The organism is Anabaenopsis elenkinii CCIBt3563 (assembly GCF_015245355.1).
In the GTDB taxonomy this organism is placed as follows: Bacteria; Cyanobacteriota; Cyanobacteriia; order Cyanobacteriales; family Nostocaceae; genus Anabaenopsis; species Anabaenopsis elenkinii.
Genome location: NZ_CP063311.1, coordinates 3,809,707 through 3,832,076 on the forward strand (window position 1 = coordinate 3,809,707; position 22,370 = coordinate 3,832,076).

At 42.0% G+C, this 22,370-nt stretch carries 22 protein-coding genes; 12 read left to right on the plus strand and 10 right to left on the minus strand.

Annotation, left to right across the window (positions count from 1 at the left end; all coding sequences use genetic code 11):
- Nucleotides 1–178 precede the first annotated feature (178 nt).
- The 3 genes from nifJ (at nt 179) to IM676_RS16655 (ending at nt 4,822) form a co-directional block, all read left to right on the plus strand.
- Nucleotides 179–3,727 (plus strand): pyruvate:ferredoxin (flavodoxin) oxidoreductase, encoded by a 3,549-nt coding sequence (nifJ, locus tag IM676_RS16645; protein ID WP_200987912.1) that lies wholly within the window; start codon nt 179–181, stop codon nt 3,725–3,727.
- A gap of 425 nt (nt 3,728–4,152) precedes the next feature.
- Nucleotides 4,153–4,344 carry a hypothetical protein gene (locus IM676_RS16650; RefSeq protein ID WP_200987913.1) on the plus strand — a complete coding sequence of 64 codons (192 nt, stop codon included), beginning with the start codon at nt 4,153–4,155 and terminating at the stop codon, nt 4,342–4,344.
- Nucleotides 4,345–4,498: 154 nt separating this feature from the next.
- Complete coding sequence (locus IM676_RS16655) at nt 4,499–4,822, plus strand: hypothetical protein (protein WP_200987914.1); 324 nt, start codon at nt 4,499–4,501, stop codon at nt 4,820–4,822.
- Here the strand turns inward: IM676_RS16655 and IM676_RS16660 are convergent, their stop codons facing one another.
- A complete protein-coding gene (locus tag IM676_RS16660; RefSeq protein ID WP_200987915.1) occupies nt 4,823–5,644 on the minus strand; it encodes a sulfurtransferase in 822 nt (273 codons plus the stop codon).
- On the opposite strand from IM676_RS16660, the gene IM676_RS16665 reads away from it, so the two are divergent.
- The 3 genes from IM676_RS16665 (at nt 5,643) to IM676_RS16675 (ending at nt 8,430) form a co-directional block, all read left to right on the plus strand.
- Complete coding sequence (locus IM676_RS16665; protein ID WP_200987916.1) at nt 5,643–6,539, plus strand: tRNA (5-methylaminomethyl-2-thiouridine)(34)-methyltransferase MnmD; 897 nt, start codon at nt 5,643–5,645, stop codon at nt 6,537–6,539. The two genes, IM676_RS16660 and IM676_RS16665, sit on opposite strands and share 2 nt — an antisense overlap.
- Nucleotides 6,540–6,611: 72 nt before the next feature.
- The gene (gene glmU, locus IM676_RS16670; protein WP_200987917.1) at nt 6,612–7,964 is read left to right on the plus strand and encodes a bifunctional UDP-N-acetylglucosamine diphosphorylase/glucosamine-1-phosphate N-acetyltransferase GlmU; all 1,353 of its coding nucleotides are present in this window, start codon (nt 6,612–6,614) and stop codon (nt 7,962–7,964) included.
- A gap of 43 nt (nt 7,965–8,007) precedes the next feature.
- Nucleotides 8,008–8,430, plus strand: a complete 423-nt coding sequence (locus IM676_RS16675) for a DUF29 family protein (RefSeq protein ID WP_200987918.1) — start codon at nt 8,008–8,010, stop codon at nt 8,428–8,430.
- Between the two features lie 63 nt (nt 8,431–8,493).
- On the opposite strand, the gene IM676_RS16680 is transcribed toward IM676_RS16675, so the two are convergent.
- Together IM676_RS16680 and IM676_RS16685 are read right to left on the minus strand one after the other, a co-directional pair.
- On the minus strand, nt 8,494–9,441 hold the full coding sequence (locus IM676_RS16680; protein WP_200987919.1) for an isoaspartyl peptidase/L-asparaginase: 948 nt from the start codon (nt 9,439–9,441) through the stop codon (nt 8,494–8,496).
- A 139-nt stretch (nt 9,442–9,580) separates the two neighbouring features.
- Nucleotides 9,581–9,736, minus strand: a complete 156-nt coding sequence (locus IM676_RS16685) for a DUF2256 domain-containing protein (protein ID WP_200987920.1) — start codon at nt 9,734–9,736, stop codon at nt 9,581–9,583.
- Nucleotides 9,737–10,188: 452 nt separating this feature from the next.
- On the opposite strand from IM676_RS16685, the gene IM676_RS16690 reads away from it, so the two are divergent.
- The 4 genes from IM676_RS16690 to IM676_RS16705 all read left to right on the plus strand — a co-directional run bounded on the left by IM676_RS16690 (nt 10,189) and on the right by IM676_RS16705 (nt 14,403).
- The gene (locus IM676_RS16690; protein ID WP_200987921.1) at nt 10,189–11,061 is read left to right on the plus strand and encodes a hypothetical protein; all 873 of its coding nucleotides are present in this window, start codon (nt 10,189–10,191) and stop codon (nt 11,059–11,061) included.
- A gap of 374 nt (nt 11,062–11,435) precedes the next feature.
- Complete coding sequence (locus IM676_RS16695) at nt 11,436–12,194, plus strand: hypothetical protein (RefSeq protein ID WP_200987922.1); 759 nt, start codon at nt 11,436–11,438, stop codon at nt 12,192–12,194.
- A gap of 265 nt (nt 12,195–12,459) precedes the next feature.
- A complete protein-coding gene (locus IM676_RS16700; RefSeq protein WP_200987923.1) occupies nt 12,460–12,984 on the plus strand; it encodes a hypothetical protein in 525 nt (174 codons plus the stop codon).
- A 288-nt stretch (nt 12,985–13,272) separates the two neighbouring features.
- Nucleotides 13,273–14,403, plus strand: a complete 1,131-nt coding sequence (locus IM676_RS16705; protein ID WP_200987924.1) for a quinone-dependent dihydroorotate dehydrogenase — start codon at nt 13,273–13,275, stop codon at nt 14,401–14,403.
- Between the two features lie 45 nt (nt 14,404–14,448).
- Here the strand turns inward: IM676_RS16705 and IM676_RS16710 are convergent, their stop codons facing one another.
- From IM676_RS16710 to egtD, 4 genes are all read right to left on the minus strand, one after another.
- On the minus strand, nt 14,449–15,615 hold the full coding sequence (locus IM676_RS16710) for an RNA-guided endonuclease InsQ/TnpB family protein (RefSeq protein ID WP_225880520.1): 1,167 nt from the start codon (nt 15,613–15,615) through the stop codon (nt 14,449–14,451).
- Nucleotides 15,500–16,048 (minus strand): IS607 family transposase, encoded by a 549-nt coding sequence (locus tag IM676_RS16715; RefSeq protein WP_225880390.1) that lies wholly within the window; start codon nt 16,046–16,048, stop codon nt 15,500–15,502. The genes IM676_RS16710 and IM676_RS16715 overlap by 116 nt, the downstream gene beginning before the upstream one ends.
- A gap of 103 nt (nt 16,049–16,151) precedes the next feature.
- Complete coding sequence (locus IM676_RS16720) at nt 16,152–16,874, minus strand: hypothetical protein (RefSeq protein WP_200987925.1); 723 nt, start codon at nt 16,872–16,874, stop codon at nt 16,152–16,154.
- A 148-nt stretch (nt 16,875–17,022) separates the two neighbouring features.
- On the minus strand, nt 17,023–18,054 hold the full coding sequence (gene egtD / locus IM676_RS16725) for an L-histidine N(alpha)-methyltransferase (protein ID WP_200987926.1): 1,032 nt from the start codon (nt 18,052–18,054) through the stop codon (nt 17,023–17,025).
- 280 nt (nt 18,055–18,334) lie between these two features.
- On the opposite strand from egtD, the gene IM676_RS16730 reads away from it, so the two are divergent.
- Nucleotides 18,335–19,036, plus strand: coding sequence for a serine/threonine-protein kinase (locus tag IM676_RS16730; RefSeq protein WP_200987927.1), 702 nt, complete (start codon nt 18,335–18,337; stop codon nt 19,034–19,036).
- Here the strand turns inward: IM676_RS16730 and egtB are convergent.
- Nucleotides 19,033–20,274: an ergothioneine biosynthesis protein EgtB gene (gene egtB, locus IM676_RS16735; RefSeq protein ID WP_200987928.1), complete on the minus strand. Its 1,242-nt coding sequence runs from the start codon at nt 20,272–20,274 to the stop codon at nt 19,033–19,035. The genes IM676_RS16730 and egtB overlap by 4 nt on opposite strands.
- A complete protein-coding gene (gene egtC, locus IM676_RS16740) occupies nt 20,249–21,037 on the minus strand; it encodes an ergothioneine biosynthesis protein EgtC (RefSeq protein ID WP_200987929.1) in 789 nt (262 codons plus the stop codon). The genes egtB and egtC overlap by 26 nt, the downstream gene beginning before the upstream one ends.
- A 222-nt stretch (nt 21,038–21,259) precedes the next feature.
- On the opposite strand from egtC, the gene IM676_RS16745 reads away from it, so the two are divergent.
- Entirely contained in the window at nt 21,260–21,727 is a 468-nt protein-coding gene (locus IM676_RS16745) for an IS200/IS605 family accessory protein TnpB-related protein (protein WP_200987930.1), read from the plus strand.
- A gap of 31 nt (nt 21,728–21,758) precedes the next feature.
- On the opposite strand, the gene IM676_RS16750 is transcribed toward IM676_RS16745, so the two are convergent.
- Nucleotides 21,759–22,361 carry a TerD family protein gene (locus IM676_RS16750; protein ID WP_200987931.1) on the minus strand — a complete coding sequence of 201 codons (603 nt, stop codon included), beginning with the start codon at nt 22,359–22,361 and terminating at the stop codon, nt 21,759–21,761.
- Nucleotides 22,362–22,370 lie beyond the last annotated feature (9 nt).

The window sequence follows — 22,370 nt, forward strand, 5'->3', positions numbered from 1 at the left end:
CAGAAACACTGCCAAACCCCAACTATCAAACACAAATAAAAGTGAGTACAAAATTAATTTACAACAGATGTCAAAATTTAGCAAATGATAGAATTCCCAACAGAGTCAAAATTATAGATAAATACATATAAAATCTGTCAAATTCTCTATCGCTACAAACAAAAGAAAGAGAACACACATGAACCAGAAGTTTGCAACCATTGACGGTAATGAAGCTGTTGCGCGTGTTGCGTACAAATTAAACGAAGTCATCGCCATCTATCCTATCACCCCCTCCTCAGCCATGGGTGAATGGGCAGATACTTGGTCAGCTGCAAACCGTCCCAACCTGTGGAATACTATTCCCACGGTAGTACAGATGCAGAGTGAAGGTGGCGCTGCTGCTGCTGTACATGGTGCGTTACAAACGGGTTCTTTGAGTACGACTTTCACCGCTTCCCAGGGGTTGCTGTTGATGATACCTAACCTCTACAAAATCGCAGGTGAATTAACTAGTACTGTGGTTCATGTCGCGGCTCGTTCTTTGGCTACCCACGCTTTATCCATTTTCGGTGATCATAGTGATGTCATGGCATCCCGTGCAACAGGTTTCGCCCTGTTGTGTTCCGCTTCTGTACAGGAAAGCCATGATTTTGCTTGCATCGCCCAAGCTGCTACCTTAGAAAGCCGTGTATCATTTATGCACTTCTTTGATGGTTTCCGCACCTCACATGAAGTGCAGAAAGTCAACCTATTATCGGATGCACAATTGCGATCGCTGATTAAAGACAATCTAATTTTAGCCCATCGCGCCCGCGCCCTCACCCCAGACCGTCCGTTATTGCGGGGTACTGCCCAGAATCCCGATATTTACTTTCAGTCTCGGGAAGCTGCTAACCCTTATTATAACACAACTCCCGCCATTGTCCAACGCATCATGGATGAATTTGGGGAAATTACCGGCAGATATTACCAAATCTATGAATACCACGGCGCAGAAGATGCACAACGGGTAATTATTCTCATGGGTTCGGGTTGTGAAACTGTCCATGAAACTGTAGATTATCTCAACGCCTCGGGGGAAAAAGTGGGAGTGCTGAAAGTGCGACTCTATCGCCCCTTTGATGTGGAAAGATTTATGGCTGTCTTACCTAAGAGTGTAGAGGCGATCGCCGTCCTTGACCGCACCAAAGAACCGGGGAGCGCGGGGGAACCCTTATATTTAGATGTAGTCACCGCCATTCATGAAACTGGGGGAAACAAACTCAAAGTGATCGGTGGTCGTTATGGTCTGTCCTCCAAGGAATTCACCCCAGCTATGGTCAAAGGAGTTTTTGATCATCTGGCGCAAGCACAACCGCAAAATCACTTTACTATTGGTATTAATGATGATGTCAATCATACATCTTTGACCTTTGACCCCAACTTCTCCACGGAAGCAGATAACGTTGTTAGGGCGATGTTTTATGGTTTAGGTGCTGATGGTACAGTAGGTGCTAACAAAAACTCTATTAAAATTATTGGGGAAGAAACCGACAACTACGCCCAAGGTTACTTTGTCTACGACTCCAAAAAGTCTGGGTCAATGACGGTTTCTCACCTGCGCTTTGGTCCGGTACCAATTCGCTCCACTTACCTCATAGACAAAGCTAACTTTATTGGTTGTCATCATTGGGGCTTTTTGGAACGGGTAGATGTGTTAAAAGCTGCGATTCCGGGAGCAACTTTACTGCTGAATAGTCCTTATAGTGCGGATGCAGTCTGGGAACATCTACCCCCCAAAATCCAGGAAGAAATTATCAGTAAACAACTGAAATTATACATTATTAACGCCAACCAAGTCGCCCGTGACAGTGGTATGGGTGGGAGAATTAACACTATTATGCAGGTGTGCTTTTTTGCCTTAGCAGGTGTGTTACCCCAAGAGGAAGCAATTAGTAAAATTAAAACAGCTATTGAAAAGACCTACGGTAAGAAAGGGTCGGAAGTTGTCCAGAAGAACTTACAAGCAGTAGATAACACCCTGACTAACTTACATAAAGTTGATATACCCCCAACAGTGCAAAAGTCAAAGGTCAAAACCCAAAAGCTGGAATTACTAGACAGTGCGCCGGAATTTGTCCGGGATGTCCTGGGTGAAATCATGGCTTGGCGTGGTGATGAATTACCTGTAAGTGCATTACCTGCTGATGGAACCTTTCCTACTGGTACGGCTAAATGGGAAAAACGTAACGTTGCTGAAGATATACCTGTATGGGAACCTGATATCTGCGTACAATGTGGTAAGTGCGTGATGGTTTGTCCCCACAGTGCTATTAGGGCTAAGGTTTATCTACCGGATGAGTTAATTAATGCACCGGGTAGCTTTAAATCTGTGGATGCTAAGGATAAGAGTTTTAGTCAGCAGCAATTTACGATTCAAGTCGCCCCAGAAGATTGTACAGGATGCGCTATCTGTGTACATATTTGCCCGGCTAAAAGTAAGGTTGAACCGTCCCAGAAAGCCATTAATATGGCGCAGCAGCTACCCTTACGGGAACAGGAACGGCAAAACTGGGATTTCTTTTTGAGTTTACCCCACCCTGACCGCAGACAGTTAAAGGTGAACCAAATTCGCCAACAACAACTACAAGAACCACTGTTTGAGTTTTCCGGTGCTTGTGCGGGTTGTGGTGAAACACCTTATTTAAAGTTATTAACACAATTGTTTGGCGATCGCGCGGTGATTGCGAATGCGACGGGTTGTTCTTCTATTTATGGGGGAAACCTCCCTACTACTCCTTGGACAACCAACGACCAGGGACGTGGACCCGCATGGTCTAATAGTTTATTTGAAGATAACGCCGAGTTTGGTTTTGGCTTCCGTCTGTCTTTGGATAAACAGGCGGAATTTGCAGCGGAGTTATTGCAAGGTTTGGGAAGTCAACTAGAAGAAAAACTTGTTAGCTCTCTGTTGACAGCTACACAAACATCAGAGGCGGAAATCTGGGAACAACGGGAAAGGGTAGAGTTACTCAAACAACAGTTAGATCAAATTACCACTTCTGACCCTCGTCTCATCTCCCAAGTTCACAGTCTCAAGTCCCTAGCTGACTATTTAGTCAAAAAGAGTGTTTGGATTGTGGGCGGTGACGGTTGGGCTTATGATATTGATTTTGGCGGTATTGACCATCTGTTAGCCAGTGGGCGAAATGTGAATATTTTGGTCATGGATACAGAAGTTTATTCTAACACTGGGGGGCAATCATCCAAAGCCACACCCAAGGCGGCGGTGGCGAAGTTTGCTGCTAGTGGTAAACCCGCACCTAAAAAAGATTTAGGTTTGATGGCTATGACCTATGGTAATGTTTATGTGGCTAGTGTGGCTTTGGGTGCCAAAGATGAACATACCCTCAAGGCTTTTCTGGAAGCAGAGGCTTTTGATGGTCCTTCATTGATTATTGCTTACAGCCATTGCATCGCCCACGGCATTAATATGACTACAGGGATGAGTCATCAGAAATCTCTGGTAGAATCAGGTAGATGGTTGCTGTATCGCCATAACCCAGAGTGGCAACTTCAAGGTAAAAATCCTCTGCAATTGGATATGCGATCGCCTACCCAATCGGTAGAAGCATCCATGTATCAAGAAAATCGCTTCAAGATGTTAACCAAGAGTCATCCGGAAATTGCTAAACAGTTGTTAGACCAAGCCCAAGGGGAAGTTAACGCCCGTTGGCAAATGTATCAATATTTGGCTAATCGGTAATATTGCCTGGGTGATGACAATTGATACCCCAACCCCGCCCCTGCTCCCTGTATGAATAATCAAACTTTTCTGGGGTGGGTATTTTTCCCGCAATATGCTGTATTAATTATAAAACTATTGTGGGGTGGGCATCCTGCCCGCCCTAGTGTACCTCACCTAGATGAAATCCGCTGTAAGTCATGATATCACCTACTGTTTAATCTTTGGTCATTATATTCTAAATGCCCAAACCATTAACAGGTCATCTTGTCCGCCCATGATCATGTTAACTACCAGTTAAACACCTGACTGTTTGAATAGGTTGGTCTTTGGGTAGAGTAGAGGTTATACCTTGAGTGTTATGAATTATTCATCAGCAGTTCTTACAGTTATGTAGTTAGGTAGCGATATCTTTACCGCCTAATTTGTAAGTGAGGTAAAAAATTATGACATTAGCAGTCATCGCACCAGAATTGATGGTTGAATTGACCACAGAGGAGCAACAGCTGCTCTGTGGAGGAAGACGACGCTGTCCTCGGCGTGTCATCGTCCCCCGTTGTGGTTCCTACTTCCGTGAAAGAGGCGGACGTGGCGGCTTTGCCGATGGATTTGAGGATGACTTTGGTGATAGATTTTAACTTAGCCAACCCTACACACTCCCTGAGGTAATCAGGGGTAGCAGATAATCTGATGTGGAGATGTGGTATTTCTATATCTCTACATCAAAAATGTCCGGATTGACCAAAAAACAAATGAATAATAGTTTATCTCAAATCTCCATCTCTAAAACTTATGGACATCCCCCAGCGCGTATCAGTTCGCTACAAAGATACGTCTTTTAACAGTAATGAAATTCGGTTGAAAATCTTCCGCCTTGGTTTGAAAATGTGGGACGAACAAACTAAACCACGACAAACTGAGCTTTATAGTTTTATCTTATCTTGTTTGAAACAGGTTGATCGCCAAGACCGTTATATGTTTTCTTTGCTGTTTGTGGAGTTAGCTGATATCATCCGCGACTCTCGGTTAGAAAGAAGTATGAAGGAGATGTTAATTAAAACTGCTTTTAGTGAGTTTGCTTACGCTATGGCAGATTTTGAAGATGGGGGTAAATAACTAATCATAACTAATCCAATCGCTCCAACTACCAGCATAAAGTTTTCCGGTGTGAATATTAGCTAGTTCTAAGGAAAGTAAATTTACACAGGCAGTGACACCAGAACCACAATAAACTATAATTTCTGAAGATGTTGCTAGTTTATCCCATCTTTGGCGTTGCTGTGAGGGTGAAAGTAAATAGCCGGATGAGTCGGTAATTTCCAACCAAGGATAGTTAACTGCACTGGGAATGTGACCAGCAATTTTATCTATTGACTCCCGTTCCCCCCTGTAGCGATCGCCTTCTCTGGAATCTACTAAGGTGACTGTGGGTAGGTCTTTGCGAGTTTTGACGGCTTCATAATTTACTAATAGTTCCGGATTTACCCTTGGTTCAAACTGTCCTGGTCTGGGTTGGGGTATGATATCTGTGACAGGATAACCAGCTTGTTGCCATGCTGTAAACCCTCCATCTAATACGACTACTTGCTGATGTCCTAGGTAGCGTAATAACCACCACAGACGGGATGCAAAGGCGAAGCGGGAATCATCATAGGCTACAACCAGGGTTTTTTGAGAATTTACCCCGATCGCTGCTAATTTCTGGGCGAAATCATGGACATTTGGTAAAGGATGTCTACCGCCATGTTGACCGACAGGACTAGAAAGGTCTAAATTTAAATCTAGGTAATAGGAACCCTCGATGTGAGTGGCTTGGTATTGTTGTTTTCCCAGTTGTGGATGAGCCAAAGAAAAGCGACAATCAACAATAACGATATCTGGATCGTTAAGATGTGCAAATAACCAAGCAGGGGAAACAGCAATTTGGGTGTTATTCATGACAAGTGCAACGCCAGATTTAGAAGAATTTAAACCACAAGTAACAGCAGATGGTTCATTCACCTTTGTCTCTCATGAGTTTGGTGAATTGTTTCATAGCCATTTTGGAGCTAAACAGGAAAGTTTTTTAAAGTTTGTAGTTCCTACTGGATTAGAAACCTCTGCTGTTAAACCAAGTTTGCGAATTTTAGATATTTGCTATGGTCTAGGATACAACACAGCCGCCGCTTTGCAGACAATTTGGGCGGTGAATCCCCATTGTAATGTAGAGTTAATTGGCTTAGAAGTGAATCCATCTGTACCACAAGCGGCGATCGCCCATGGGTTATTTGATAATTGGCACTATGAGTATACGGCGATTTTAACTCAATTGGCTGTTGAGCAACAAGTGAAAACAAGTCGGTTTCAGGGGAAACTGCTGATTGGGGATGGGCGAAATTTAATTACCCAGGTACATCAATCAGGGTTTCTCGCTGATGCAATTTTTTTAGATCCCTTTTCTCCTCCCCGGTGTCCTCAGTTATGGACTGTGGAGTTTATGCAAAAGGTAGCTGGGTGTTTACATCCCCAAGGTTTGCTAGCAACTTATTCTTGTGCTGCTGCGGTGCGCACGGCGCTGTTAGCTGCGGGGTTAGAAATCGGTTCTACTCCTCCTGTGGGCAGGCGATCGCCTGGTACAATTGCCGCATATCCTGGGGATAGGTCTGTGAATAATTTCCCTCCCCTTTGTGAATCGGAAAAAGAGCATTTACAAACCCGTGCTGCTGTTCCTTACCGCGACCCACAATTAATAGATGCTGCTGATGTTATCCTCAGACGACGGGAGCAAGAACAAGAAGTTTCTCTCCTAGAACCTACTTCTAGTTGGCGCAAACGCTGGTTTTCAGGAAAATAGTCTGACATCAGCTATATGACATCACATTGATAAGCTGGTATGATTTGAGGCCAAATCTATGATAACTAAATTATGGTAGTTGTAGCAATTCTGGCGGCGGGACGGGGTACAAGGATGAAATCACACTTACCCAAGGTTTTACACCATTTGGGGGGGCGATCGCTAGTACAAAGAGTTCTTGAGAGTGTAGAACCGCTTTTACCCTCGCGACGGATGGTGATTGTAGGGTATCAGGGTGAAGCGGTGAAAACCGCCATAAAATCCCCAATTTTAGAGTTTGTGGAACAAACCGAGCAGCTGGGGACAGGTCACGCTATCCAGCAACTACTACCCCATTTACAGGGTTATACTGGGGATTTGCTGGTTTTAAACGGGGATGTCCCTTTATTACGCACTCAAACTCTCAAACAGTTATTACAAACTCACCAAGAACATCATAACGCCGCTACTATCCTGACTTCCCATATCCCTGAACCCCAAGGCTATGGGCGGGTTTTTTGTAATAGTGAGAATATAGTGCAGCAAATTGTGGAACATAAGGACTGTACTGCTGCTCAAAGACAAAATCGCCGCATTAATGCGGGGGTTTATTGTTTTAATTGGCCGGAATTAGAGAAGGTTCTACCCCACCTACAAGCAAATAATGCTCAGAAGGAATATTATCTCACTGATGCTGTGACTCAAGTGGGTCAGGTTATGGCTGTGGATGTGGAAGATTACCAAGAAATTTTAGGCATTAATGACCGCCTACAATTAGCCACAGCATACGAAATTTTACAGGGGCGAGTCAAGGAAAAATGGATGACTGCTGGTGTTACCCTGATTGACCCCCACAGCATCACTATTGATGATACGGTAGAGTTACAGGCAGATGTGATTATTGAACCTCAAACCCACCTGCGAGGTCATACTTTTATTAATACCGGGAGTCGCATTGGACCTGGGTGTCTAATTGAAAATAGCCACTTGGGTGAAAATGTCAGGGTGCAGTATTCGGTAATTACTGATAGTGTGGTGCAGACTGGTAGTAAGATTGGTCCCTATGCTCATTTACGGGGTCATGCAGAGGTAGGTAGTCATTGCCGGGTCGGTAATTTTGTAGAATTGAAAAATACTCAGTTAGGCGATCGCACTAATGCGGCACATTTATCATACTTAGGCGATACAACCACCGGTCAACAAGTCAATATTGGCGCTGGGACAATTACCGCTAACTACGACGGTGTGAACAAACATCATACCACCATAGGCGATCGCACTAAAACCGGTTCTAATAGTGTTTTAGTAGCACCAGTGACTTTAGGTGATGATGTTTACGTAGCCGCGGGTTCCACTGTCACAGAAGATGTTCCTGATAATTCTTTGGTAATTGCTCGTAGTCGTCAGGTAGTCAAACCAGATTGGCAGATAAAAAAGGATGGCTAAATTTAGTTAGATTAATATTTTAGCCCAAATTTCCGTCTTTAACATGGAAGAACTACTAGAACTCAGGCGACTTCTAGAACAAGGCAAAATTGAGCAAGCTTTACTGCTGGTGGATGAGTTAGAAGAAATGAGCCTCAGCGACAAAATCAATAAAATTGATAGTTATGGGGTTATTCTTCTCATCCACTTAATTAAACAGCAAGCAGAAAAACGTTTAACTCGCTCTTGGGAGATTTCCATGGCCAATGCTGTGCGGGAAATCAACAAAATCAATCAGCGGCGCAAATCAGGGGGTAATTATCTCAACTATGCACAACTGCGCGATATTCTCCAACAAGGGTATGAAATAGCACTCAAGAAAGCATCCGTAGAGGCATTTGAAGGGCGTTATGAAGCTGAAGAATTAGCCACTATGGTTGAAGAATCAGAAATATTAACGCAGGCTTTACAACTCATTCATGGTTGAAATCTCACCCCACCCTAACCCTCCCCTGACAAGGGGAGGGAACTAGATAACCTTCCGGTGGATTTAACAATAACCGACTAACTGGCCATCATTCCATTCTAAAGTATCACCAATCGCCTCACCATTATGATAGGCAGCAAGTAAGACTTGACTGGTTTTACCCCATGAGATTACCCCAGTCGCATCCAGTGCGATCGCCCCTAAATCCCGATGATTTTGACTCGCTTCCGTAAAAGAGCGCTGCATTGCATCCTTGAGCAACATACCATCATTTACCCGCACCACAATCTTAGCGGCTAAACACTCATCAATAATATCCTCTCCAATACCGGTACAGCTAACCCCAGCATAACTAGAAGCATAATTACCAGCCGGCATAGCAGAATCACTGACTCTACCAATGCGCTCAAAGCCTTTACCGCCAGTTGAAGTACCCGCAGCCACACAGCCATAGGTATCTAAAACTACCACGCCAATAGTCCCCCGTCCTGCATTACTACTTGGGGCTAATTCCGGTTCTGCCACCACACCAGCCATAGTGCTTTTAAAATTATCCTGGCGTTCTTGTATCCATTCTTGTAATCTTAAATCAGTTAAAGCATTATAACTGGGAATTTGTAATTCCCGTGCTAGTTCCGCCGCTCCATAGTCCGACAGTACCCTGTCTGGAGAACTTTGTAAAAATTGTGCCAACTCAATGGGATTTTTTACCCGTGAAACATTAATTACACCACTAAATCGCCCCGATGCACCATTCATCAAAGAAGCACTCATCCGAATTTGACCATCCGATTGCAGTACCGAACCAGTACCAGCATTAAAGCGGGGGTTATCTTCTAACATTTTGCAACCTTGCAACACCGCCTCAGATGCAGTTGCGCCTGACAGTAGTAGAGAATAAACCCCCTCGACTATGGTATGTAGTGAATGGCGTACGGACTCTAAACCTCCTTTACCTTGGAGAGAACTACCAGCTCCCCCATGAATAATTACTTTTGGTTGCACCCTCATGATTTATCACCCTTGCGCTATGTGCGTCTTACTTGGAATTGGTCTTATATCAAGTTAGATTAATTAATTATGATTCGCCAGCAGATCAACCATGTACGGGGTCTTTTCCCCTCATGGGGTGCGCTTCTCCCGATTGCTTTTAATTTTGAACTTGAGAACGACGACGACGACAACGTTCTGAGCAGTATTTCACCTCATCCCAACAATCTTGCCATTTTTTGCGCCAGGTGAAGGGACGTTGACATACAGGACAGATTTTTTCAGGTAGGTTAGATTTAGATACTTTACGCCCCATATGTGTGAGGTAACTGGTTTTTGAGTTTTAGGGAAGAGGGAACAGGGAACAGGGAACAGGGAACAGGGAACAGGGAAGAGAGGATGGGGAATAAATAAGAAAGCAAACAGTAGTACAAAAAAACTATAAATTACCCTGTAAATAGGCTGAAATGCCTGTTGTAGCGAATATAGTAAATAAATCTTGCTAATGACATACAAAATTCACTTACTTATTTGGATGCAATAAAGAAGAAAAATATGTATTCCTAGTTGCGTTATAAAAAAAAATGCAATATGATTAAGCGAGAGGAAGTTCCTAACCTTACCTCTCGCTTAATCATATTCAGGTATATTGTGTTTGTTTGTTAGCTTTTCTGGGCGATAGTTTGCAGACTTAGACCGGAAAATTAATGACAAAAATCAATATACCGACTACTTACCACCCACTTCTAGTAGGAGGTCTGATTTCCTATGACATCAATTATAGACGGAAACGTTCCACAAAGTCAAGCTGGACAAGCCAATTCTAATTTTCAGCAAAGTAAACCTCCGTATAAAGAGCTAGTCTCTCATTTATATGGATTAGATGCTATTAATAGTTTGTTGGTAGAGTATACCGCCCAAATAAACGAGGAGTCAGGTGTAAAAGTCACGATTGAGCAATATCGTGATTATTCAGGAATGTCAACTCCTGCCTTGCAAGCTCGTATACGCAAATTAAGAGAAGAACTGCCAGAGGGGTCAAATACTTGTTTCTTAGCATACGAAAAAGATGGGCTAAAATACTTACATTCTTCACTTATTCCCTATACTCTTATTAAAGAGATTAACGAAAAACGCGGGATTAGTTTTGAGAAATATCTCAGTAAGTACGCTAATAAGAGTAATAAATCTGAAAACACTTTAGAGAATCCAGAAGAGATAACTCAAGACTCTCAAGAATCAGTTAGCTTTAGTAGAGACGCAGAAAAATTTCCTGAAAGCTTTGGCACTTCAAATACAAGCACAGAAAAAAATAATTGCTTAGAATTTAATGATTCTGAAGAATTGTCTGATGAAAATCACCTGCAAGAGTCGCATGAAAGAGAAGATTTGAGTGAAGAATTTCCAATTTCTTCTAATCCATTGGAGTCAGGGAAAATAGTTGCTGTCATTTTCAGTCAGATAGTCCATTTAAAGAAAGAAGTTCTACAGCTTAGGCAAGAAAATCAGTATTTAAAAGATACACTCTTAGAACAACAAAACAATTTAGCCAATCTAGAGCAGCAATTAAAAGAAGGAACAAATAAAAAAATAGCAGATGCGTTAGATCAATTACTAACTTTTAATCAATATACCCAATAAAAATGTTGAGATACATCTGCTCACGCACACGGTAATTATTGTGCGTAGTTTAATTAATGACATCCTCACTGAGAAGATTAGTTTATTCACAAATAGGATACTAATGAATTCAATTGTGTTTATCTACCGGTTTCTAAACGCATAAAATTTGTGCAAAGTAAAGCAAATAAACAGCGATGTTAATCACCATTCCTGTTGCTAGTGTATTCAATTTTTATGTCGTCAAAAAGTTTGATTGTTTGTAGTTAGAGCATCTTTAAATCCAAAGCTGCCTTTGCGACGTGGATTGAGTTTGCATACTTTATTTATGGCATCACTTTCATGATTGTCTCTAGATGATTTTGCAAAAATTTATTAATCTCTAGGAGAAAAAAATGGTTTCAAAGCATCGCGTTCCGGAAATCCCAGGAGGAGTAGAAGTGCTGGGAATCACATTCCAGGCTTTTATTGACCCAAGCACTAATCAAGCTGTTTTTAGTCAAAGAGGTGTTTCCAGAGGTCTTAAAATAGCCCGTTCTACACTGGCCGGGATTTTGAATTCCAAAGAGTTTAAAGCTTTACACAGCAAAGATTTTGAATGGCCGACTCTCCTCACAACAGCCAGTTCTAGACCTATTTCTGTTATTACCCAATCGGATCTCTCCTGTCTTGTAAAATTACTGTCTGATAAAAAAGATGCCGGAGGAAATATTAAGTATCCAGTACCTAAATCAATGCAAGATGCAGGATTTCCTATTATCCTGCAACAGTCGGTTGATCACGCACTTGGGTGTCAACGCTCATTAGGAGAATATCTAGAAGCAGGTGCGACTCTGCGCCAAAAGCTAGAGTATAAGATTTCCTATCACGCAATGAAGAATTCCACTTTCAGCGGGGGTCACGGTGTTAAGGGTCTTTGTCGAATTAACAAGCAGGTTTCAACCTTAGCAGTTCCTAATGCACAAAAACGTCGTTTTCAGGACAAAGGATGGCGTAAAAAATGTAGCGCAGAAGAAACAGTTAAAATTACAATAGGTAATACTATTCACCAAAAAGCTGTTGAAGCTAGTACAAAAAATACACTGGATAGAAACTTAGGAATAGCGTCTCAAAGAACAAGTGAAATATACGAACTACTAGACGCTCCGTTCTGATTTTAAAGGGAGTGAAAACTTTCACTCCCTACTTCATGGGCGATGCGTGGCTGCTAGTCGTGCCTCCTAAGCTCCGTGCTGAGGGGTTCAATTCCCCTATCGTCCAAAAGCTATATCAATTTTAAGCGATGATTCAACATAAGAAAATGTCTATACATTTCCCAGCCCAATCACTGACAATTTGGAGTATCTTGGTATAAAATAGCATCCAAAGTAGCTTAAATGTGTGAATATTAAAGAGGTATCTTTTTGATCAACTGAAATTATGGTAAGAAGAATTATAAAGTCAACTAAAAAGGCTGAAAAAACTACTATCTATTTAGGACCTATACCACTAGATGTTTATCAAATGCCGGATGGTAGCTACAAACTATACGTTGAATCGGTAACAGCAGCTATTGAAAGACCGAAGAATGACTTACTACGTTTTCTGTCAGGTAAATCGCCACAAGCCTTGCCATACAAAAACAGAAACTTACTACGAGAACCAATGATTGAGGTGGAAGGATATGGTGGATATATCAAACCTATCCCTGTTGAACTGGCTACTACGTATTGGCTTTATCGTGCTATCAAAGGTAATGTAATAGCACAAGCTCTCATTCAAGCTTCATTGGTTGAATCAATTGAGCGACGAGCAGACATGGCGTTTGAATGTAAACGTACAGAGCAAGAATACAACCAAAAGTTTGGAGACAGGCTAGAAGAATTTTTAGCATACAACAAACAGGAGATCGTCGATAGAAGATTGCCCGGAGATGACTTATATCTTCCTCCTGGTATTAATTAAGTCTTGGCGAAACTGCCTTTTAAATTGACATAAAATCATAAAATAAAATTAGGTATTCCAACAAACAAATTCAGTTTTAGACATTAGGAGAAGTATTGCCGTGAGCGATTCTGTAGATTCTGAAGTTATTAAAGCAGTTGCTTGTGATATCCCTCTGGGGGAAAATGTGGTGAATTTTTTTAGTTAAAATACTTGCTCACCACCATTGGTGAATTAGATCATGAATGACTGTTACGGGTGGGGGAGTCGGACTAAGTTATTCTGAGATATTTATGAGTAAAATTGGCAATGGATTTTTACCAAGTAATTCGTCCCGTATTATTTAATGTCATCAAGGCTGACCCAGAGTGGTTACATCAGCAAACTATTAGTACTTTAAGCTGGCTCTCACACACTCGCAACCCTTCTGCTCATTGGGTTAATCGACGTTTACAAAAGTCTTTATGTCTGCAAGACCCACGCTTAGAACAAAATTTATGGGGGCTAAGGTTTCCCAATCCTTTGGGGTTAGCAGCGGGTTTTGATAAGGATGGGGTGGCGGCAAAAATCTGGTCTAGTCTGGGCTTTGGTTTTGCAGAATTAGGAACTGTGACTTTTGTACCCCAACCAGGAAACCCCCGTCCGCGGTTATTTCGGTTACCATTGGATCAAGCTGCTCTCAATCGCATGGGTTTTAATAATAGTGGTGCTGCAGCAATGGCTACCAGACTCAGCACAGATTACCAAGATTTAGGGCGAACAATTCCCATAGGGGTAAATTTAGGTAAATCTAAGGTGACACCCCTAGAGGAAGCAGCGGAAGATTATTTACATAGTTTTCGCTTACTCAAGGACTTGGGTGATTATTTTGTGGTTAACGTTTCTTCTCCTAATACTCCAGGCCTGCGATCGCTCCAAGATGCTGCAATGCTGAGTACCATCTTGGAGTTATTACAGCAGGAAAACGAAACACAAAAGCCTGTTTTTGTCAAGATTGCCCCGGATTTAACCTGGGAGGCGATCGCAGACATTATCAGTTTAGCGAAAACTTACCAATTAGCGGGGATTATTGCCACTAATACTACCATTAGCCGGGATAGATTGAGAACTCAAGTAATTGAGCAAACAGGTAAATCACCCCAGGAGGAACCTGGGGGAATTAGCGGCGCGCCGGTACGCGATCGCTCCACGGAGGTAATTAGGTATATTTGGCAGCAAACCCAAGGAACCATCCCTATTATTGGTGTCGGTGGCATTTTTACCGCCCACGACGCTTGGGAAAAAATAACTGCTGGTGCTAGTTTAATTCAAGTATACACCGGTTGGATTTACCAAGGACCAATGATGGTGCGCCGCATTCTGGAAGGTTTGCTGTTAGAACTAGAAAAACATCAGTTAAATTCCATCACGGAGGCTGTAGGGATCAACAATTATTCATAACTAAACATCAATCATGTTTCACCGATACTTTTTTGCTAACATTAACTAACAAATACACTCTTTAAGAGAGGGCGTATCAACCAATGCACGAAGGAAAATCCCCCGCGCACCATTTATGTCCCGGCTCATTACCAGCCCGTCAGATGGAGACTTAACGAATTTAGCACCACCAAGGTTGGGGATGATCTCACCAGTCCAACTGACTGTTTTTGATGTGTACGCTTCGTTCACATCCATCACTACTTTATTAGTCTCAAAAGCTTTATGCTTGAGAAACTGCTTAAATCGGTAGTGAGAGAGTGTTAACATTTGGCGCACTGACTTTGACCTAATCCGTCGTTTCGCCTTCTGAGACATTTGGGATGTTTCAAAGGTCGGTAGTAAAATAATGTCAAAGTTATCAACCAAAAATCTAGCAGTTTTCTTGTGCAATTCGTCTACAAGGTTTTTGATTTTACCCCGCAGTCTACTGGCGGCGAGCTTCATCCTTCTTCTTTGTTTGCACTTGGCTTTAGTGAATTTAGAAATTAACTTATCCAAACGAAAACACAGCTTCTGAATTTGTAAATTAGCAGATGTGCCAATTTCGCCAAAACTAGATTCAGAAAAGAAGGTGATAAATGTTCTGATACCGGGGTCAAGTGCCACAACACGTCCTTGGTTATCGGACTTCTGTTGTGGCACGTCCTCTGGAACTGTCAAATAGTAATCACGGTAGGCAAATACTAAACGACAGTCGCCAAAGCTTTGTGGTAAGGGTTCTTTGAAGGTTACCTTACCTAATACAGTGTGGTAAATCCCCAAGTCTTTCACGGCAGATTTGGGAATGTAGCAAGATTGTACAGTGTCTTTTCTTGACCTAAATCTAATCTTGCTAATACCACCACCGTTTTTAAACTTTTTCTTGGCGTTGCTGACAGACTTACAAGCATCTTTGATGGCGATTGATTTAATTTGATAAGGAACTGATTTACTCCATTCTGGTAGTCCGTTCAATATGTCAGTCTTAATCGCTTTCCAGTTAGCTTTGATGCTTGAGTCTTGTAGCAGTTTGACGGTGGTGTTGTAAACAAACCTGGACACACCAAACCACTGTTTAACTATCTGTCTCTGCTCGGTTGTGAGGAAGATCCGGATCTTCTTTGATTTTTTTACTGTACTTTCTGAGTCCGTGCATCCGACAAGAGAAGAGGTGGAGGATGGAGAGAAGATCCGAGGTAAGTTCTGACTCTGGGGAATGTACAGTGTTGTCGAGAACCACGATTTGTCCACCGTTTTCCTCGACCATGTACTGAATAAGCTCGAATCCAAACCTTGCGAGTCTGTCACGACAGGTAACAACAAGCGTGAGCTTATCTCCCCGCATAAGTCTGTCCAGTAAGGTTTGCAGTCCTTTTCTTTTAAAGTTGATTCCACTGCTGATATCTTTGATGATTTCGGCATCTGGGTAGAGTGATTGCATATAGGCAAGTCTACCAAGGTCGTCTGGTTGCTTGGTTGAACTAACTCGGCAGTAGCAGACAAAGGAAGTTGTAGTTGCACCACGGAGGTAGGATTCAAGGTGAAAAAGTCTTTGTCCTGCTTCGTTTTTGATGCTTTCAATCTTGCCATTGTCTGCGTACTTCCTTAAAGTGTTTGGGTGCAATCCCGGTTGTTTAACTGCTTCTCATAGTGGTACATAAGCCATACTGCTATATTAGCATTTATAGGCATATGTAATCTATTGTTAGTAAATAACTAGCTATTGGCTAACCTTCCTCTAGGGGGAAAAACTCCTTAGTTTTTTCTGAGTATTTCCAAGCAATACTATCAGGGTCTCTGTTGCGACTCCACTCGGGAAAGTCTGGATCATTACGCCGTTTATACACCGTGCTAGAATACACATTTAGTCGCTTGGCTAGTTCCGATTGGATGAGAGAACCAAACATTAACTGTTGTTCTAGTGAGCGCTTAACTGCTTGATGGTTTTCTGGTGGTGCTTCAGCTTCTGATTCTAAGTTGACTGGTGGGGTTGCTGGTGGGGCTAAAAGAGATAGGTTTGTTTGAGTGACTGGGGAAGGTGAGAGTTTTGCAACTGGTTCGCTACTGTCCAGGATATCGCCGAGAATACTGGCGCTCATAAAGTAATAAACTTCACCGCCATCCTGTGCAGTCTGTATACTCGCACCGAACTCACTAGCTTTACTATCTAAATAGCGTTTTGCCGTTGTTCCGGAAAAATTACCCTTAATTGCTAAATCCATGGCGGTAATTTTGCCTTGGGTTTCCTGGATCAACTCATGAAAAACCGGATTAACTTGCTCAGTCCACTTTTGCCATTGATATTCTTGCACAGCCCGGAAGCCAATGAGTACCATTAACATAACCAGCAAAATTTTCCAGGTAGCAACCAAGAAAATAATTAAAAACGAGATTGGCAAAAGCAGAACGAGAAAACCTTTCCCGTTGCTGTCTATTATTTTTTCACTCATGCCGATTATTGCCAATTGAAGTTTGGGAAAATAATACTATCATCTTGGCAAAAAGTGTGACCTTTTTTTGTATCTTTTAGCAAAACTCCCGCCAATCGGCTGTGAAGGGAGAGGGAAGAACTTCCTCCCCCCTTAAATTCCTGAAAATCTATGCTTGTAGCTGACAAAGCAATAAACCAAACCAGCCATCAGCATCAGTCCACCCCTGGAGTGGTACTAAACCGTTAGCGGTGAGTTGTTCCTGAATTATCTGGAGATTAAACTTGCGGGAAATTTCTGTGAGGATAGTTTCCCCGGGAGCAAAATCAACGTTGAGGTTGAGGGCGCGTAATTCTACAGATTGCGATCGCAAAGAGCGTAAATGCATCTCAATTTGACTTTCAGCTTCGTTGTAAAATGCCCAGTGTTCAAACTGGGTGGTGTCAAAATTCCCTTCAAACTGGTGATTTAAATGCTCTAACATATTCAGGTTAAAAGCTGCTGTCACACCTTGGGCATCATTATAAGCTGGTTCTACAATATGTTTGGGCTTTTGTAAATCTATACCCAAGAGAAAATACTCACCCACTTGTAAAGCGTTGGTAATTTGAGCAAAGAACACATCACATTCTTGGGGGTTGAGATTACCTAAAGTGCTGCCGATAAAACTAATCATTCTGTTGGGTAATTCTGTCGGCGATACTTGTGTTAATGCTAACTCATAGGTTGCCACCAGGGCATGAACTTTCAAAGAGGGATAATCTGCTAATAGCTGTCTAGCACTAGTTTCTAATATCCCCGCACTGACATCAATGGGTAAATACTGCAGGGGGTGGCCTAGTTGTGCGTAGGCATCTAAAATTATACGAGTTTTGGTGGAACTACCACTACCCAGTTCTACCAATTCACAAGGGCCGGTTATTCTGGCAATTTCACCAGCATATTGCTGTAAAATTTTGGTTTCTGTACGTGTGACGTAATATTCTGGCAACTCACAGATTTGCTCAAATAAATCAGAGCCGCGGTCATCATAAAAATAACGGGCGGGAAGGGTTTTAGGTGTTTGAGTTAACCCCTTGCTGACATCACTCCCAGCAGTAGGAACAAATAGGGGGTTTGTGGGGATTAAATGTTCTATTTGTAAGCGCTGTTCAATACTATGTTTAGAAATCAAGCTACTAGCCACCTTAGATATTGACATTCAACCTCCGACTTAATTCCTCATTGAGCATATGGGATACTATGTGTTTCAGCACTAGGTAATTTACGGTAAGCTTTAACCCAGCCAGTGAAACACATATTCATAGTCCATCACATCACGCCTGAGCTAGATTAATCAAGTTTTCTTAACGACTTTAGTGATTTTATTTAAGAAACCACTCGAGTTGAACTAAGTCAAGTTGAAATTTGTCAGATAACTCAGTACAAACAGCTAAACTCAACATTAGACTGACCAAGACAAATCAACTAGTTTATGCAATATGAACCAGTTACCCCCGCAGGATTTGCTAAACACTATTTATGAGCAACTATTACCTAGCTTACAAATTGAAAGTGTCAATCCCCGTAATCCTATCAAGGTAAGGTATCTACCACAACCCTGGCGCCTGCTTGGTAAAGGGAATTATGCAGCAGTTGTTTATCATCCTCATCACTCAGATTTAGTCGTCAAAATTTATGCCCCTAATCGCCCAGGCTTTGCAGAGGAAATAGAGGTCTATCGTCTTTTGGGTTCTCACCCAGCTTTCTCTGAATGTTTATATGCCAAAGATAACTTTTTGGTCTTGAAACGGCTTTATGGCACAACTTTGTACGACTGTCTACACCTGGGATTATCTATTCCCAAACAAGTCATACGGGATATTGACCAGGCTCTTGAATATGCTCAAAGTCGTGGACTACGACCCCATGATGTCCACGGTCGTAATGTGATGATGTACCAGGGTAGAGGATTAGTAGTAGATATCTCAGATTTCCTACATCAAGAACCATGCTCAAAGTGGAATGACCTCAAAACGGCTTATTACTGGTTTTATCTCCCTGTATTATCCCCATTACGACTGCGGATACCATACTCTACATTAGATATGATTCGTAAATCCTATCGTCTACTAAGTGCTGTGAGAACTTCCTGTCGTCAATTACTCCTGAGATTACCTCAGTGGAAATTTTTTAAACCTTAACTAGTAGCACAGCGAAACCCAGCAAAAATTTGTCGTACATGGGGATGATACCAGTTGCGAAAACTAGCACGTAGTCCCCAAGGGCGTGTAGCCCAACTCCCGCCTTTTAAAACCCGGTGCTGCTGGTCAAAATAAACCTGGGAGTAGCCAATGTAAGGGTAGCTCTGGAAACCTTTATAACCATCAAACCAGGTATCAGTCCACTCCCAAACATTACCGAGAGTGTCGTATAATCCATAATTACTTTGCCCCTGGGGGTAGGCATTGACTGGTGTGGTCTCACCAATGGAGCGATCGCAGTTACAATATTCAGAACTGGGGAATTCATCCCCCCAAGGATAAACCCGACTATACCCAGCTTCTGCATCCCAACTCGCTGCTTTTTCCCACTCCGCTTCTGTAGGTAGCCGTTTCCCTACAAATCGGGAATAGGCTTCGGCTTCATACCAACTGACACCACAAACTGGATGATCATCTCCATGGCGATCGCCAGACCAGTATAATGGCTGAATCACCTGCTGAGTTTCTCGCCATTTCCACCCCGCTACTGACCACCATTGCGAATCATCATAACCCCCGGCTGCCATAAATAAGCGATACTGTCCACAAGTCACCGGATAGCGGTCAATATAATAACTTTCTAAATATCTCTTATGGGCGGGTCGCTCATTATCCAGACCATATATATCATCACTTCCCTGTTCAAATTCACCTGCGGGGATGAGAATCATCTGGGTAATATTGCTGATTTCACCCCCGGAACTCATGTTTGTCATCTTCACCTTTTCCCGATTCATCAATTCCAGCACAAAGCTGATAATTTCACAGTGTTGGCTTTCATGTTGAATCAAAAAGCGCCAAAGACGTTCTTCTTTTTCAATGTCAATCACTTCCAGGCGTTGCAAAACCTGTTTTCTTACCTTCTCCAAGAAATAAAGTGTTTCCTGTATATGGGGTAACTGCACACGTTCTGATTTAGGTAAACCATCAGCTGCAAATAGTTTGCGGTATTGGGGGAAAGGACAAGGGAGACCCCCGCTATGTTCTAGTAACCATAAAGACTCAGTAAAGCCAATATGCCCTAAGTGCCAACCCACAGGACTAAAATCAGGATGAGGTTGATTACAAAATGTCGATTCCTCCATACCCTCAAACAGGGTTTGGGTTTTAAGGCGACATTCCACCAAAGCGTTAAAAATAGCCTCTTTGACATTAGATTGATTTAATCTGGATATCACGGTCTTCTCCCACACTGATAATGCTATTTTCTGGACAAGTAGTCCAATTACCAGTAAATAATGGTTCGGAGGCAATAATTACAGATTGGGGAAAATTAAGGTCATCTTTGAGCCAATAGAGAGATGGTGCTGGGGTACTACTAGAAAAGCGCGAAGCAATCAAACGATGTCCATCACTCAAGACTATGTTGGCGGAAACCGTTACTTGATGGATTTTTGCCATTTCTAATAAGATGACTAAGGTACTGTGTAAAGCATCTTCGGGAGGTAGCTGTTGATTGATTTGACCCTGAGACAGTAGCAGGGCAAAAATATGTTCTGAGTCCGTACTACCATTAATTTTGTCGTAAAAATCAGGGGTTAATTGATTACGGATTTTTCGGTATACTGATTGGCGGAAGTTCTCAATATATCCATTGTGAATAAATAGCTGTTGTTGATGGTGGAAGGGCTGACAATTGGCAAAATCTAGGGCTTGTCCCGGTGTGGCGCTGCGAATATAAGCTAGTATACATTGAGATTCTACATAACGGCTCAGATGGGGCAGGTTTAAATCATTCCAGATGGGTAGGGTATTTCTGTAGGTAAATGGGGGGGTATCTTTTTGGCGATGATACCAACCTATACCAAAGCCATCTGCATTTACTACCCCAGCGGTCATTTCCCGGGGTTGGTAACTCTGAACTATTAAGGAATGTTCTGGTTTATACAATATGTCTTCTAGGGTGACGGGTTTACCTAGGTAGGCAAGTAAGCGGCACATAGGGCAATTTTACTCTATAATAGCTAATTTTGCTCTATTCTATCCCTTTGACTACCCTAGCTTCCAATGTCGCGAACTAATTAAACGCTAAAGTTCACCAATCACAAGCACTATGGATGTGCCCACAACTACACGCACCCAGTCCATGAAAGATATCAGTTACCTAAAAATCAAAAAACTTCTAGAAAAATAGAAGCACTGATACTCAAACGTAATAACAAGGTGGATTATTACCTCCACACAGCTACTAGATTTATTGTTAATCAGCTAGTCAGACAAAACATCACGCATTTGATTATAGGTAAAAACGAGAATTGGAAGCAAAGCATTAACTTGGGAAGTAAGACCAATCAAAACTTTACTAATATTCCCCATGCTCGATTTATCCAGCAACTAGAATATAAAGCTAAACTCGCTGGAATCAAGGTGCAAACCAATGAAGAGAGCTACACTTCAAAATGTAGTTTTCTAGATTTTGAACCTATCAAAAAGCATGAACACTATTTAGGTAAAAGAATCAACAGAGGTTTATTTAGGTCTAAGTCTGGGAAAATATATTCAACAGACTTGAATGGTTCCCTAAATATATTAAGAAAGGTAGCTGGGGACTCTATCTTTGATGGAAACTCAGTAGAGAGGCTTGTAGTTAGCCCAGTAAGGTTTAGACCTTACCAAGCTAAAAATATTTGACTATATTTTTAGTAACTATAATCCTAGATATTCAACAGTAAGACCTGATCATGTCTGCTAAACCGTTGACAGTGATACCATTGCCCACAGCTGCTATTTTCCATTCATTATTGTGTCGATATACTTCCGCCAATATCATTCCTGTCCTACCCTGATAATCTCTACCTGAGAGGTTATATCTAGCCAGTTCTTTGTTATTATCTGCATTGACTAAACGCACAAAAGCATTTTCAACTTGGCTAAAGTCCTGTTTACGGCGAACGCATTCATAAATATTGATTACGAACACCAATTTAGCAATCTGGATTGGTATCCGAGGTAAGTCAACAATAATTACCTCATCATCTCCATCACCTGCGCCAGTTAAGTTATCCCCTGTATGAATGATGGCTTTTGACGAATGCTGAAGATTCCCAAAGTAGACAATATTTTCTTTACTGGTTAACTTACCATTGGCATCTAGGCAAATTACAGAAGCATCCAAATCATACTGAGCACCACCTGCAAAGTTACTTAAAAACCCACCGCTGGATGTTTTTGCTACATCCCAGCCCAGTCCACACATCAACTTGGTGAGGGTGGGAGCTTCCTTAGATAGAGAAATTCTCTGTCCTTTTTGTAAGTTAATTCCCATATCTCATCT